General features: G+C 74.4%; 11 protein-coding genes. 2 read left to right on the plus strand and 9 right to left on the minus strand.

What is annotated here, in order from left to right; genetic code table 11:
• Nucleotides 1–157 precede the first annotated feature (157 nt).
• Complete coding sequence (locus ACIRYZ_RS35915) at nt 158–703, plus strand: MarR family winged helix-turn-helix transcriptional regulator (protein WP_402952436.1); 546 nt, start codon at nt 158–160, stop codon at nt 701–703.
• Here ACIRYZ_RS35915 and ACIRYZ_RS35920 read toward each other — a convergent pair.
• A complete protein-coding gene (locus tag ACIRYZ_RS35920; RefSeq protein WP_402952449.1) occupies nt 594–1535 on the minus strand; it encodes an EamA family transporter in 942 nt (313 codons plus the stop codon). The genes ACIRYZ_RS35915 and ACIRYZ_RS35920 overlap by 110 nt on opposite strands.
• Before the next feature lie 112 nt (nt 1536–1647).
• Between ACIRYZ_RS35920 and ACIRYZ_RS35925 the strand changes: the two genes are divergently transcribed.
• The gene (locus tag ACIRYZ_RS35925; protein WP_402952437.1) at nt 1648–2553 is read left to right on the plus strand and encodes a LysR family transcriptional regulator; all 906 of its coding nucleotides are present in this window, start codon (nt 1648–1650) and stop codon (nt 2551–2553) included.
• Nucleotides 2554–2629: 76 nt separating this feature from the next.
• Here the strand turns inward: ACIRYZ_RS35925 and ACIRYZ_RS35930 are convergent, their stop codons facing one another.
• From ACIRYZ_RS35930 to ACIRYZ_RS35965, 8 genes are all read right to left on the minus strand, one after another.
• The gene (locus ACIRYZ_RS35930) at nt 2630–3394 is read right to left on the minus strand and encodes a ZIP family metal transporter (RefSeq protein ID WP_393038385.1); all 765 of its coding nucleotides are present in this window, start codon (nt 3392–3394) and stop codon (nt 2630–2632) included.
• Nucleotides 3395–3722: 328 nt separating this feature from the next.
• A complete protein-coding gene (locus tag ACIRYZ_RS35935) occupies nt 3723–5456 on the minus strand; it encodes a restriction endonuclease (RefSeq protein ID WP_402952438.1) in 1734 nt (577 codons plus the stop codon).
• 114 nt (nt 5457–5570) lie between these two features.
• Complete coding sequence (locus tag ACIRYZ_RS35940; protein WP_402952439.1) at nt 5571–7355, minus strand: hypothetical protein; 1785 nt, start codon at nt 7353–7355, stop codon at nt 5571–5573.
• Nucleotides 7356–7632: 277 nt separating this feature from the next.
• Nucleotides 7633–8289: a YigZ family protein gene (locus ACIRYZ_RS35945; RefSeq protein WP_402952441.1), complete on the minus strand. Its 657-nt coding sequence runs from the start codon at nt 8287–8289 to the stop codon at nt 7633–7635.
• A 126-nt stretch (nt 8290–8415) separates the two neighbouring features.
• Complete coding sequence (locus tag ACIRYZ_RS35950; protein WP_402952442.1) at nt 8416–9705, minus strand: DUF6986 family protein; 1290 nt, start codon at nt 9703–9705, stop codon at nt 8416–8418.
• 115 nt (nt 9706–9820) lie between these two features.
• Nucleotides 9821–11440 (minus strand): DUF2637 domain-containing protein, encoded by a 1620-nt coding sequence (locus tag ACIRYZ_RS35955; protein ID WP_402952444.1) that lies wholly within the window; start codon nt 11438–11440, stop codon nt 9821–9823.
• Nucleotides 11441–11641: 201 nt separating this feature from the next.
• Nucleotides 11642–12307, minus strand: a complete 666-nt coding sequence (locus tag ACIRYZ_RS35960; RefSeq protein ID WP_402952446.1) for a LuxR C-terminal-related transcriptional regulator — start codon at nt 12305–12307, stop codon at nt 11642–11644.
• A complete protein-coding gene (locus tag ACIRYZ_RS35965) occupies nt 12259–13668 on the minus strand; it encodes a sensor histidine kinase (RefSeq protein WP_402952447.1) in 1410 nt (469 codons plus the stop codon). Before ACIRYZ_RS35965 ends, ACIRYZ_RS35960 begins: the two co-directional genes overlap by 49 nt.
• Between the last annotated feature and the right edge of the window lie 247 nt (nt 13669–13915).

Below are 13915 nucleotides of genomic sequence, written 5' to 3' on the forward strand. Positions count from 1 at the left end.
AGGGGCGGGGAGGGAACTTAGGGTCCCCTCACTGGAAGCTACGCTAGCCTAGATGCTGAGCTAAGCTCAACATATTTCCCTGATCGCCCTCCGCCGCCCGCCGCAGGCCCCCGACCGGCCGATACCCTTGGCCGGACGCCAGCCGAGGAGACCGCCGATGACCACCACGCCGACCGACGACCCGGCGGACCCCTCCCCCGCCCCCCGGCCCGGCTCCCCGGCCGGCGCGGCCGAACTGGCGGACGCGATGACCAGGGCGATCAAGCGGATCCGCCGCCAGACCGGCTGGCGGCTGGAGCCCTACGGCATCACCCCCGGCCAGGCCCGGGCGCTGCGCACCCTCGCCCACGCGCCCGGCTGCGAGACCCCGGACCACGCGATGCGGCTGAGCGACCTCGCCGACAAGCTGCACATCGCCCCGCGCTCGGCCACCACCGTGGTCGACGCCCTGGAGGAGGCCGGACTGGTCGAGCGCAGCCCCGACCCGGCCGACCGGCGGGCCGTACGGCTGCTGCTGACCGAGGCCGGCCGGGCGGCGGTGGAGCGGATCGGGCAGGTCCGGGACGAGGTGGCGCAGGAGTACTTCGGCGAGGTCAGCCCCGAGGACGAGGAGGTGCTGCTGCGAGTGCTGCGCTCCGCCGAGGCCCGCTTCCTCGCAGCCGGGCCGCCACAGCGCTCGGCAGCCCCGGGCGCAGCGCGGTGATCCCGATCCCGGCGATCACCAGCAGCGCGGCCGCGCCGGCCAGCGGGCTGACCCGTTCGCCGAGCAGCAGCCAGGCCGAGGACATCCCGAACACCGGCACCAGCAGCGAGTAGGGCGCGACGGCGGTCGCGTCGTAGCTGCGCAGCAGGTAGCTCCAGGCGACGAAGCCGAACAGGGTGGAGACCAGCCCGACGTAGCCGATCGCGCCGAGCCCGCCGAGGGTGATCCCGCGAAGCGCGCGCAGGTCCGCGTCCGGCCCCTCGACCAGCAGGGACAGGCCCAGCAGCGGCAGCGGCGGGACGGCGCTGACCCAGACCATCCAGCGCAGGGCGTCCGGCGGTGCCGCCCTGCGGGTCAGCACGTTGGACAGGCCCCAGGCGACGGCGGCCAGCACCACCAGGGCGAAGGCCCCGAGCGGGCCGCCGAGGCCCTGGTCGAACGCGCTCAGGGCGATGCCCGCGAAGGCGATCCCCAGGCCGAGGAGCCGCTGCCCGCCCGGGCGCTCACCCAGCAGGGCGGCGGCGAACAGGGCGGTGAAGCCTGCCTGGCACTGGAGCACCAGGGAGGAGAGGCCGGCCGGCATCCCGGCGTGCATGCCGAGGAAGAGCAGCCCGAACTTGACCACCCCGAGGACCAGGCCGACCGCCAGCACCCAGCGCCGGGCCACCTTGGGCGGGCCGATGAAGAAGACCGCGGGCACGGCGACCACGGCGAACCGCAGGGCGCAGAAGAGCAGCGGCGGGAAGCTGTCCAGGCCGACGTGGATGAGGACGAAGTTGAGGCCCCACACGGCGGCCACCAGGACGGCCAGGGTGATGTGACGAGGGCTCATGCTGCTCTTGCCGCCCGGAGCGGCGGGTGCTGCGGTCATGGATGGAGCATGGCGGCGGAGGACCGTGCAGCACCAGCGATGAATACTGAAGAAAACACTTTAGGATCGCTGCATGATGGATCTGGGGCGCCTGCGGGCGCTGCACGCGGTGGCGGTGCACGGTTCGGTCGGCGGGGCAGCGGCCGCGCTCGGATTCACGCCCTCGGCGGTCTCGCAGCAGATCGCCAAACTGGAGCGGGAGACCCGGACGGTGCTGCTGGAGAAGCAGGGCCGGGGCGTGGTGCTGACCGACGCGGCGCGCGAGCTGGCGACCACCGCGCAGGCCGTGCTGGGGCTGGTTGAGCAGGCCGAGGTGCGGTTGGAGGAACAGCGCGGCCAGGCGGTCGGGCGGCTGCTGGTCGCCGCCTTCCCGTCCGGCGCACGCGGACTGATGCCCGGGGCGTTGGCCGAACTGCGGCAGCGCTGCCCGGAGCTGGACGTACGGCTGCTGGAGAGCGATCCGTACCCGGCGGCGGAGCTGGTGGCCCGGGGCGAGGTGGATCTGGCGCTGGTGCAGGACTGGCCGACCGTGCCGCTGCCGGTGCAGGAGGGGCTGGCCCGGCTGGACCTCGGGACGGACCCGGTGGACCTGCTGCTGCCGGACGGGGACGAGCTGGCGGCACTGGACGCGGTGCCGGTGGAGCGGCTGTGCGGGCAGCGCTGGATCAGCATGCCGCCGGGCAACATCTGCCACGACTGGCTGGTCCGCACCCTACGTGAGGCCGGTGAGGAGCCGGACGTGCGCTACCAGGTCGGCGAGTTCGAGACCCAGATCGCGCTGGTCGCGGCCGGTCTGGGGATGGGCCTGGTGCCCCGGCTCGGCCGGGGCCCGCTGCCGGCCGGGGTGGTGGCCCGCCCGGTGGCCTCGCAGCCGAGCCGGCGGGTGTTCGCGCTCTGGCGGGCCCAGGCCTCCCGGCGGCCGGCGATCACCGCGGCGCTGGCGGCGATGCGGGGGTGCTGGAGCCGCCTTCCGGGTTAGCCGGCGAAGCCGGGGGTCGGTCGGCGAAGCCGGGGGTCGGTCGGCGAAGCCGGGGGTCGGTCGGCGAAGCCGGGGGTCAGCTGGCGAAGCCGATGACCAGCCACATGAAGCCGACCCCGGCGACGGTGCACAACAGGGTGCTGCGCGAGGGGTGCGGGCTGTGCGCCTCCGGGAGGATGTCGGAGGTCGCCAGGTAGAGCAGGAAGCCGGAGAAGAAGCCCAGGTAGAGGCCGAGCAGGTGCTCCGGGATGGTGAAGGCCAGGGTGATCGCCGCGCCGGAGACCGGGGCCAGCGCGTCGGCCGCGAGCAGGGTCAGCGCCCGGCGCCGGTTGTGTCCGTACAGCCGAGTGATCGTGTAGGTGTTGAAGCCGTCGGCGAAGTCGTGCGCGACCACCGCGATGGCCACCACCGTGCCGACCGTGGTGCCGGCCTGGAAGGCGGCGCCGATCGCGAAGCCGTCCATCACGCTGTGCCCGACCAGGGCCAGCGCGGCGGTCAGCCCGATGCCCTGGGCCCCGGCGTGGTGGGCGTGGCCGTGGTGGTGGCCGTGGGTGTGCTCGGCGTACTCGCCCTCGTGACCGCGGTGGATGGCGACCGCGCGCTCGACCACGTGGATGGTGAGGAAGCCCACCGCGAACATCAGCAGCGCCTGCGGCACGCCGTGCACTTCTCCGGGCGCCTGGTGGATGGCCTCGGGCAGCAGGTCGAAGGCGACCACGCCGAGCATCAGGCCGGCCGCGAAGCCGAGCACCAGGTGGCGGCGGTCTCCGGTGCGCTGGGCGACGAAGCCGCCGATCAGCGTCATCAGGAACGCCCCGGCGGCGACCAGGACGGCGGTCATCGGGTCGCCTCCCGCGCCTGGCCCGCCGGATGGCCGGTGCCGCCGTGTGCTCTGCCGAGCGCAGTGCCCATTCCTCTCCCCCTGGGGTCCGCCCGTGGTCGGGCCGACCGCCGACCGTACCGGACGACCGTTCGACGGTGATCGCCCGGGGGGGTGCCGGGGCCGATGGGATCCGGTCCTCAGCCTCGGTCCGGGCCCGGCGGGGCGCCCGCCGGGTGGCCCGTCGGGGTGAACTCCGAGGCCGGGCAGGGCGGGTCTTCCGGGCCTGGGCGTCTTTCGGGACCATCGGGCCCGTCGGCCCGTCGGCCCGTCAGAGGCCGTCGACCCGTCAGAGGCCGGCGGCGAGCGGCAGGCCGAGGTGGGTGCGGGCGAGTTCGCGGACGCCGTCGCCGTCGATCAGGTGGATGTGCCGGTGGCTCTCCTCGGCGGTGAGGTCCAGGGCGTCGTCGGCGAAACGGCCGGTGGTCAGCCGCAGGCCGCGTTCCGCGGACTCCTCAGTGACGGCCTCGGCCAGGGTCTCGATCTGCTCGGCGGTGACCGGTGCGGCGCCCCGCGAGGCCCAGACCACCCAGCGGCCGGGCAGCGAGCTGCCGGGGGCACCCTCGCCCGTGGCGACCAGCCCGGCCGGGCCACGCAGCCGGACGCTCCACTCGGCGAGCCCGCCCCGGATGAGCAGGTCGCGCACCAGCTGGGCGAACTCGTTGGCGGACAGGTCGAGCGCGGCCGGGACGGCGGCCCCGGCCTGGGCGGCCGGCTCGACGACGGCGCGGGCGTACGGGTCCGGGGTGACGGCGGCGTCCAGCTGGCGCAGCCGGACCAGGGCCTCGTCCTGCTCGGCGTCGGCGTAGACGCCCTCGTCGTCGCGCTCCTCGTACGGCGTCTCCGGCGGCAGCAGCCGGGTGCGGGCCAGAGCGTCGCGGTCGGCGTCCACGCTGAGCAGGCAGAGCGGCTCGGCCGAACCGGGCTCGCGCAGCCAGCCGTTGAGGACGACACCGGCGAGTATCTCGTCGGTGTCGACGGCGTCGGCGGCCTGCAGAGCGCGCAGCGCGAGCCGGGCGACCAGCCGCAGGTAGTCGGTGGCCCGGTCCGCGGGCGGACGCGGCACCGGGACGATGTCTCCGTCGGGGGCCAGCCGGTAACCGGTGAGCGAGGGCACCAGGTCGAGCGGGGGCAGGTCGAGGTCCAGCACGGCGGTGCGGGTGAGCGGGCGGAACACTGCCCGGCAGGGGGCGGGGAGGTCCTGGGTGGCGGTCTCGGCGGCGGCCAAGGCCCGCTCCAGCAGCGACTCCACGGCGGCCGGCTCGGCCAGCCGGTAGGCGCGCCGGCACTCCTCCAGGCTCTCGTTGTACTCGCGCACCGCGCGGGCGCGGGCCTCCTCGGTCGCCTCGTGGGCGCGCCGGGACTCGTCGGCGGCCGGGCGGCCGGCCTCGGCCCGGCGGGTGCGCCACTCGCGCAGGGCGCGCTGGTGGGTCAGCCGGGCCTGGGCCAGTTCGCGCTGGTAGCCGGAGTCGAGCAGGCGGCGGGACGGACCGCTCTCCGGGTCGGCCGCGGCCGGTTCGGCGGGGGCGAAGTCCTCCCAGCGGGGCTCGGACTGGTCGGCGGCGGCCGGGCCGTCGGCCGGGTAGGGGCGGGGTTCGTAGTGGCGCAGCTGACTCTCGAAGTCCATGGCCGAGACGGGCAGCGCGGCCCGCCGCAGCAGGTCGGTCAGCCGGTCGTGCTCGGCCTGGACGGTGAGTGTGCGGTGGTGGGTCAGGGCGGCGGCCCGGGCGTGCGCGGCGATGCCGTCCCCGGGGTCGGCGGAGCCGGGGGCGGTGGAGCCCGAGGTGGACGAGCTGTCACCCGGATCGCCGATCGGACGGCCGGGTGTCGGGCCGGGGACGGACGGGCCGTCACCCACCGCCGCCTCGCCGGGGCGGCCGGGTACGGCCCGGCCACCGGCGGGATCGCGCGGTTCCGGACCTTCGTCGACGCCGAGGTCGCGGAAAACCGAGGCGAGGAAGCCCGGTTGGGGAAACTGGACGGTGGCGGCGCCGTCCGACTGGCCGTCAGCTGAGTACTGCATCGGTCGTCGTTCCCCCATGCTCGTCCGGCGCCTGCCCGGGGCGGCCGGCCGGCCCGCGGCCCCGCCCCTGCCGGACATTGTCCACCGAACGGGCTCAGCGGTCAGCCAAGCCGGTCAGTTGGTCCGGGTGTTGGTCAGGTGCAGACCGATGTAACCGACGTAGATCCGGCCACTACCGGAACAGTCGTCCAGGTAGTGCAGCCGGGGCGCGGTGCGGCCGCCGCCGATCCGCAGGTGCGCGCCCATGAACGCGCGCCGGGAGGCGTCCACGTGTTCCGGGACCGGCAGCATCCGTTCGCGTTTCCACTTGGTGTGACTGAACACCGTCCGGGACTCGCCGCGGACCGCCTTGCGGGGCGGGAAGCGGTGGCAGCCGTCCGGGGTGTGCTCGCACCACTGCTTGAAGTCCCCGCCGGCCGCGCCGCTCACGGCCGCCTCGGCGTACTCCTGCAGGGCCGTCAGACCGTCCCAGGCGAGCCGGGCCCAACCGGCGCCGGCGCACTGGAGTCCGTCCAGGGCGAGCGCGGCCTTCTGGTCGCCGGTGAAGGTGAGCAGCGGGAACTCACCGAGCCGGGCCATGAGGTCGGTGAAGGTCTCGGGCTTGCCGACCCACCCGAAGGGCTGGGCGGCGGAGCGCTGGCCGACGGCCGGGCCGGAGCCCGGGGTGGTGCAGTGGCGGCCGGCCAGGCCGCGGGCGCCGGTGCGTAGGCGGCCCTCGTGGCCGTCCCGAGTCTGGCCGCGGTCGCGGTGTTCCAGGCGCAGGGTGCGCCGGACCCGCTCCAGTTCGTCGGCCCTGGCCTGCTGCTCGGCGCGGTCCTGCTGCTCCTCGCGTGCGAACTCAGCCAGTTCGGCGGCCGCGTCGGCAGCCGTGTCGACGGTCGCGCCGGCGCTCGTGACCACGGGATGGTCGGCGGCCGGGCGGAGTTGCGGCGGTGGGACACGCAGCACCGGGACGGCCGCGAGCGGCGGCGGCAGCGGCTGGTCGGCGGCGAGGCGGCGCGGCTCGCGGGCGAGCAGGCCGGCGGCACGGCGGAGGTCCTGTTCTATTCGACCCCGGGCGAGCACCGGATGCCGGGCGCCGTCCTGCCGGGAGGCCGGGTCGACCTCGGGCAGGTAGGTGCGCACCGCCCCGCCGTACACGGTGTGGTACTCCAACGCGACGTTGAAGCCGGTGCGGGCGCCCGGGTCCAGCACGTAGGCGGTGGCGAGGCCGGGCAGCTGCCGGCAGAGCGGGCGGACCACGTCCTCGACCCAGCGGTCGAGCGGGAGGTTCACCGGGACGCTGGCGACCACGGTGGGCAGTCGGCGCTCCGGGTCGCACAGCTCGTCGATCAGGGCGTCGACCTCGTCGGCCGTGATCACCCGGGGTACGGGGTGGACGGCGGCCGGGCCGTCGCTGGCGTCGAGCAGCGGGAGCAGGGTGCGGGCCAGCTCGGGCACCGGCACCCGGCAGGGAGTGCGCACACCGCTGCCGGTGCTGTGGGTCTCGGCCTCCAGCCGGAACCAGGTGCGGCCCTCGGCGCCGGTGGCCACGGTGAGGGTGAGCTGCCGGGTGCCGTGCGGGGCCGGGGTGCGCAGGCGGCGGCGGTCGTAGCGGCCGGCGCCCGACGGGCCGCGCAGCGGGCCTCGGTCCCGGTCCAGCAGGACACGGTCGCCCAGACGGAGGCGTTCGGCGGCGAGGGGCGTTCCCGCGGAGGCCGTTCCGGCGGGGGCGCGGTGGGCCGGCGGGGGCTCCTCGCAGCCCTCCTGCTTCAGCCAGGAGGCCAGCTGCTCGTCCGCCAGGGCAACAGCCTCGGCGTGCGGGAGGGTGGTGGTGACGGTCATCCGGTAGGGCGTCGCGGGGCTGCGGGGGCCAGGTAGGTCGGCACCGGCGGGCGACGGCGAGCGGTCTGAGGTCATGCGCATACCTCCGTGGTGCGGGGTGGGGTCTGGTGTCCTCCATCGATGGTTTTCGTCCGGTTCGGCCGGATCCTTGCCCAGGAAACGCCACGGCCCGGAGCGGAAGTTCCAACTCCGGGCCACGACACTACGTTCGGGTGAATCTACTCAAGCGGTCTTCCGCGCGGCGCGGCCGCTCGGCTACGGAAAGCGACCCGGCGGAGGGCGCTCGGGCCTCAGCGGCCCCGGCGCCCCCACGGCGCCACCACGGCTCCGGGCGGGCTCCCCGACCGGTGGGTCAGACCGGTACCTCGACATAGGTGCGGCCGGCCGGGACCGCCACCGCGGTACCGCCGGTCGCCTCGGCCAGCCAGGTGTGGAACGCGGCCACCTCCGGCTCCGGCACGCCCACCTCGATCCGCACCCCGGCCGCCTCGTAGACGAGGTCGCTCACCGCGTACCCGGCGGCCCGCAGGTCGTTCTCCACCCGCCCGGCGCGTACGTGGTCCGCCGTCACCGCGAGCAGCGCGACCGGCCGCCGCTCCAGCAGGCCGAGCTCGTCGACCGCGGCCGACACCGCGTTCCCGTACGCCCGCACCAGACCGCCGGCGCCGAGCTTGATCCCGCCGAAGTACCTGGTCACCACGGCGACGGTGTCGGTGAGGCCGCGCCGGCGCAGCACCTCCAGCATCGGCACCCCGGCCGTGCCGCCGGGCTCGCCGTCGTCGCTGGAGCGCTCGCGGCGCTGCTCGTCGCCGACCACGAAGGCGGTGCAGTTGTGCCGGGCGTCCCAGTACCGCTTGCGGATGCCGGCGATGAAGGCCTGTGCCTCGTCCTCGTCGGCGACCCGGGCGAGGTGGCAGATGAAACGGGACTTCTTGATCTCGGTCTCGTGGCTGCCGGCCCGCCGGATGGTGAGGTACGGCCTGGCGGTCGGTTCCGGCGTGGCGGACATGGCGCTTTGGTTCTCCCGGGAACGGCGACGGCTGGCGGCGCGCACCCCGGGCGTCCGGGGCGGCACCGCCAGCCTAGTTGGCGCGCGACCGGAGGGTCGGCGGCCGGGGCGTCGGCGACCGGAGGGTCAGCGACCGGCCAGGGCGTCCAGCTGTGCGCGGTCCAGGCCGGTCAGCGCGGTGATCTCGGCCGGGTCGACGGCGCCGCAGTCCAGGCCGCGCAGCAGGTAGCCGCTGAGCGCCCGGGCGGTGGCCGGCTCGTCCATCACGTCCCCGCCCGTCTTGGCGACGTACGCGGCCAGCCGGGCGGCGGCGGCCGCCAGGCCCTCGCGGTAGAAGGAGTACACCGCGACGTAGCGGGTCGGCAGGTGCGCCGGGTGCATGTCCCAGCCCTGGTAGTAGGCGCGGGCCAGCGAGCGGCGGACCAGGTCGTGGTGGAGCTTCCAGGCGGCGTGCACCTGCTCGGTGGAGCCGGTGGGGATCACGTTGGTCGAGCCATCGGAGAGCCGGACCCCGGTGCCGGCCGCGGCCACCTGCATGACTGCCTTCGCGTGGTCGGCGACCGGGTGGTCCATGCTCTGGTAGGCCGCGCTGACCCCGCAGGAGGCGCTGTAGTCGAAGGTGCCGTAGTGCAGCCCGGTGGCACGGCCCTCGGCGGCCTCGATCATGAGGGCGACGGTGGCCCGGCCGTCCGGGCCGAGGATGGCCTGGGTGGTCTCGATCTGGATCTCGAAACCGATCCGGCCGGCCGGCAGCCCGGCGCGGCGCTCGAAGTCCTCCAGCAGCCGGACCAGGGCGGTGACCTGCTCCGCGTAGGTGACCTTGGGCAGAGTCAGCACCAGGCCCTCCGGCAGGCCGCCGTTCGCCAGCAGGGTGGCGAGGAAGAGCTCCAGGGTTCGGATGCCGCGGGCGCGGACGGGCGCCTCCATGCACTTGATCCGGATGCCGACGTACGGCGGCGCGCTGCCTTCGGCCACCGCGGCGGCGAGCAGTTCGGCGGCGCGGACGGCGGCGGCGTCCTCCTCGGCGTCCGGGCGCGGGCCGTAGCCGTCCTCGAAGTCGATCCGCAGGTCCTCGATCGGCTCGCGCCGCAGCTTGGCGCGGACCCGGGCGTGCACGTCGGCGAGCAGCCCGTCGTCGGCGACGCCGAGGGCGCGGGCGAGCTCGGTGGGGGTGCCGGCGTGGGTGCCGAAGGCCTCCACGGCCTGGCGGCCCCACTCCCGCACGGTGTCGGCGCCGAAGGCGTCCGCCGGGACGTAGACAGTGTGAACCGGCTGCCGGGTGCCGGAGTCGCCCGGGTAGCGGCGCGCCAGATCGGCGTCCACCGGGGCGAGCAGCGCCTCGACGGCAGCGCGGGCGCCGGCGGAGAAGGAGGCCCCGCCCGTCGGCCCGGTTCCGTCGACCTCGACCTGCGACATCCGCACTCCTCCATGCCGAACCAGCGATTCAACAATTTGTTGAGGCGAAGGTAGCTCCGGCTGGGTCGGGCGTCAATGGCCGACCGAGCGGTGGACCGAGGGTGCCGGCGCGGGTTCAGTCCCTCCCGGCGGCGGCGTAGCGGTCGCGAAGCTGCGGGTAGAGCTCGGCCACCTCCTTGGGGTGGACCGAGCCGTCCGGGCCCTTGCCGCTGACGCCGTACTCGGCGGTGAGCCAGGCGGCGAGGCGCTGGGGGTCGGGCTCGTGGCTGTGGTTGTCGATGTACGAGACCAGGGCGTCGTAGGCGATGTCCTGGTCGAGGGCCGTGGGCGCCGGGCGATGTTCGGGCTGCTCGGCTTGGACGGGCTCCTCGGCCGGAGCGGGCTGCTCGGGCTGGGTCGGCCGTTCGGCCTGGGCCTGCTGGGCGGCCGGGGCCGGCTGCGACCCGGCCGGGTCGGCCTGCGGGACGACCGGGTGCTGGGCCTGCGGCCGAGGCGTCTGGACAAGGGCCGGCGCGGGCTCCTCGGCGACCGGGCGCGGCGGCTTGAACCACGGCGAGGCCTGGCCGGGCACCCGCCCGCCCGGTGCGGGGTCGGCCGAGTGGCCGGTGGTGCGGACCGGGCGCTCGGTCCAGACGTTCAGCTCCTCGCCACGGGGCTGCGGGGCGGCGTCCGCCGCCTCCTCCGGCTCCTGCGCGGCACGCAGGCGGACGGCGTGCAGCTTCGCCAGCATCGGCGCGGCGACCTCGGCGGACATCGGCGCGGCAGCCGCGGGGGCTGCGGGGGCCTGGGCCTCGGCGGAGGGCTGCGCCTGGGGCTGGTCCTTGTCCTGCGCCTGCGCCTGCGCCTGCGCCTGCGCCTGGGACGGTTCAGGCCTGACTTGCTGCGGGTTCTGGGGCCGCTGGGGCTGAGCCGCGCTCGCGGCGCGGGCGGGCACCGGGCCGCCGACCACGGGAACCGCCGGGGCGATGGCTGCGGCGGCGCGGCTCTGCTGGAGCTGCAGTTCGAGCTCCTTGGCCTCCTTCTCCGCCCGGACCTCCTTGGCCTCGCGCTCGCGGGCCTCCTCGTCCAGCCGGTCGAGCAGCGACGGGTCCAGCGGGACGCCGAACTTGGCGAGCTTGAGCGGCAGCAGCGCCTGGATCGGCGCCGAGCGGCGCCAGCCACGGCCGTACCGGAAGCGCAGCTGCGCGCGGTAGACCAGGCGGTTCTGCTCCAGCCGGATGACCTCCTCGTAGGAGCGCAGCTCCCAGAGCTTCATCCGCCGCCAGAGCCGGAAGGTCGGCACCGGGGAGAGCACCCAGCGCATCACCCGGACCGATTCCATGTGACGGTCGGCGGTGATCGCCGCGATCCGGCCCACCGCGTGCCGGGAGGCCTCGACCACGACGACGAACAGCACCGGGATGACGGCGTGCATCCCCATGCCGAGCGGGTCGCCCCACGAGGCGGCCGCGTTGAAGGCGATGGTGGCGACGGTCAGCAGCCAGGCCGTCTGGCGCAGCATCGGGAAGGGTATCCGCAGCCAGGTCAGCACCAGGTCGAGGGCGAGGAGCACCACGATGCCCGCGTCGACGCCGATCGGGAAGGCGTAGGAGAAGGCACCGAAACCTTTCTCCAGGGCCAGCTCGCGCACCGCGTTGTACGAGCCCGCGAAGCCGATGCCCGAGATGATGCAGGCGCCGGCCGCGACCAGGCCGAGCAGGCCGCGATGGGCCTTGGTGAGCGTTGGGCGTGCCATAACGTCTATCAACCCCTGGATGTCGGCTGCTGCCGTACGCGCCTCGGCTGCCGGTTCCCGCCTATCGGGCCGCCGGACGGCTGAGCAACCTCCGGGCTCGGCCCATCGGAGTTTACTCGTACGCGTGTTTCAGCGTTTCCGCAGCCTGGAGTGTCACATCACGCTACGGAGCAACCTCCTCCGCCGGGGCCGGTCGGACCGTCAGCGGTTCTGCCCCGCCGTGCCGTTGAGGTAGGCGAGCACGGCCATCACCCGCCGGTTGGCGTCCTCGTCCGGGGCGAGTCCGAGCTTGCTGAAGATGTTGGCGATGTGCTTGGCCACAGCGCCGTCGCTCACTGAGAGGCGGGCGGCGATCGCCGAATTGGAACAGCCCTCGGCCATCAGCTCCAGCACCTCGCGCTCGCGCGGGGACAGCCCGAGCAGCGGGCCGGGTCGGCGCGCGGTGGTCTGCATCAGCTGGGCGATCACGTCCGGGTCCATCGCCGTCCCGCCCGCAGCCACCCGGCGGACCGCGTCGATGAACTGGCCTGCGTTGAACACCCGGTCCTTCAGCAGGTAGCCGATCCCGCCCGTGCCGTCGGCCAGCAACTCCCGCGCGTACAGCTGCTGGACGTGCTGGGACAGCACCAGCACCGGCAGGCCCTGGATCTCCCGGCGTGCCTTGAGCGCCGCCTGCAGCCCCTCGTCGGTGAGCGTCGGGGGCAGCCGGACGTCGACCACGGCCACTTCCGGGCGGTGGGTCAGCAGCGCCTCCAGCAGCTCGGGGCCGGTCTCCACGGCGGCCGCGATGGTGAAGCCGTGCACTTCCAGTAGCCGGATCAGGCCTTCGCGAAGGAGGTAGAGGTCCTCGGCGAGGACAACTCGCACGGCAACTCCAAGGTGATGGTGGTGGGACCGCCCGACGTGCTGTCGATGGCGAGGGCACCGTCGAAGGTACCCAATCGGCGTTCGATCCCGCGCAGGCCCGTGCCCCGGGACGGATCCGCCACACCCACGCCGTCGTCCGTCACCGTGACCCGTAGGGAGCCGGCCCGGTACAGGATGTCCACCCACACCTGGTCCGCCCCGGAGTGCTTGGCCGTGTTGGCCAGCAGCTCGCAGATGCTGAAGTACGCGGCGGCCTCCACCGGAGCCGGCAGCCGGTCCGGCAGGCTCACGAACACCTCCGTCGGGAGCGCGCTGTCCAGCGCCAACGCCCGGACGGCATCGCCCAGTCCGCGTTCGGCGAGCACCGGCGGGTGGATACCGCGGACCAGGTCGCGCAGTTCCTGCAGCGCCCGGGCCGAGGACTGCCGGGCCTCGGAGAGCAGTTCCCGCGCGGCGGCCTGGTCGGTGTCCATCAGGTGCTCGATGGTGCCCAGCGTCATCCCGATCGCGACCAGCCTCGCCTGGGCTCCGTCGTGCAGATCGCGCTCGATCCGCCGCAGTTCGGCCGCCTGGTTGCCCACCGCGTCCGCCCGGGTCTCGGTCAACTCGGCCACCCGCCTGGTCAGCTGGGCGTGCGTGGCCCGACCGTCCTGGTCCAGCACCCGGCGGGCCACCTCCGCGTACCCGCGCACCGCGTACGGTGCGACGAGTATCCCGGCGAGCACCATGCCGATCCCGACCCCGATGCTCAGCAGGACCGACATCATGCGCGGGCTCATCGGACCGAACCCGTCCGCGGGAACCGGCCCCGCCAGGGTGTAGGCGGCACCCAGCACCAGCAGCAGCACCACCGGACCGGCCAAGGCGGCAGCAAGGACGGGGTTCACCACCAACCAGGCCAGCTCGGCGCGGGTGGTGCGGTCCCGCAGGCCCCAATGGACCAGCTGCGCGAACTTCGCGACCGTCCGCGAGCGGTGGTAGGAGTACCCCGTCCACCAGTGCCCGCGCTCGTCCGACTCCAGCTCCGGCCGCGGCTCATAGGCCGCCGGAAGACGTATGCCGTACCAGCGTTCCAGGAACCTGCGGGTACGGTCCGCGGTCCTCCGAACGAAGGCGGTGGCCACCACGGAGCCGGCGACCAGCGCGGCCACGAGGGCGATCAGGGGCGCCGGGGAGTAGTCCATGAGCAACTGGGCCGTCGCCACCCCCGTGAGGACGGCCGCCACCACCGGCAGCGCGAACCCCGCGGCCGCGGCCAGCGCCACCTGAGCCAGCCTGGCCAGTCCCTGGACGCCGGCCTCGAAGGCTGCCCGAGTCTGCGCACGTACGGACGTGCCGCTCGTGCTAGTCACTGTGGTCACGCAAGCTCCTGATGCCGGTACCGATCGTCCTTCATCAGTGTTCACGAACGACCGGCTCCGGACACTGGCCATGGCACCCCAATTCCGAGGTAGACCTAGGTCCACCTGTCGGTGGTCGGAGCAACACCCGCCGGTTGAGATGGTCCGAAAATGCGAAGAACCCCCATCCGGAATCCGGATGGGGGTTCTTCTGAATGATTGTTCGGCGGCGTCCTACTCTCCCACAGGGTCCCCCCTGCAGTACCAT

Origin of the sequence: Kitasatospora sp. NPDC101155 (genome assembly GCF_044768305.1) — a bacterium.
Classification (GTDB): Bacteria; Actinomycetota; Actinomycetes; order Streptomycetales; family Streptomycetaceae; genus Kitasatospora.

What these genes read in the sequence shown, in the direction of transcription:
- ACIRYZ_RS35915 (WP_402952436.1), top strand. Translation starts at nt 158, where the DNA reads ATGACCACCACGCCGACCGACGACCCGGCGGACCCCTCCCCCGCCCCC.
- ACIRYZ_RS35920 (WP_402952449.1), bottom strand. Translation starts at nt 1,535, where the DNA reads ATGAGCCCTCGTCACATCACCCTGGCCGTCCTGGTGGCCGCCGTGTGG.
- ACIRYZ_RS35925 (WP_402952437.1), top strand. Translation starts at nt 1,648, where the DNA reads ATGATGGATCTGGGGCGCCTGCGGGCGCTGCACGCGGTGGCGGTGCAC.
- ACIRYZ_RS35930 (WP_393038385.1), bottom strand. Translation starts at nt 3,394, where the DNA reads ATGACCGCCGTCCTGGTCGCCGCCGGGGCGTTCCTGATGACGCTGATC.
- ACIRYZ_RS35935 (WP_402952438.1), bottom strand. Translation starts at nt 5,456, where the DNA reads ATGCAGTACTCAGCTGACGGCCAGTCGGACGGCGCCGCCACCGTCCAG.
- ACIRYZ_RS35940 (WP_402952439.1), bottom strand. Translation starts at nt 7,355, where the DNA reads ATGACCTCAGACCGCTCGCCGTCGCCCGCCGGTGCCGACCTACCTGGC.
- ACIRYZ_RS35945 (WP_402952441.1), bottom strand. Translation starts at nt 8,289, where the DNA reads ATGTCCGCCACGCCGGAACCGACCGCCAGGCCGTACCTCACCATCCGG.
- ACIRYZ_RS35950 (WP_402952442.1), bottom strand. Translation starts at nt 9,705, where the DNA reads ATGTCGCAGGTCGAGGTCGACGGAACCGGGCCGACGGGCGGGGCCTCC.
- ACIRYZ_RS35955 (WP_402952444.1), bottom strand. Translation starts at nt 11,440, where the DNA reads ATGGCACGCCCAACGCTCACCAAGGCCCATCGCGGCCTGCTCGGCCTG.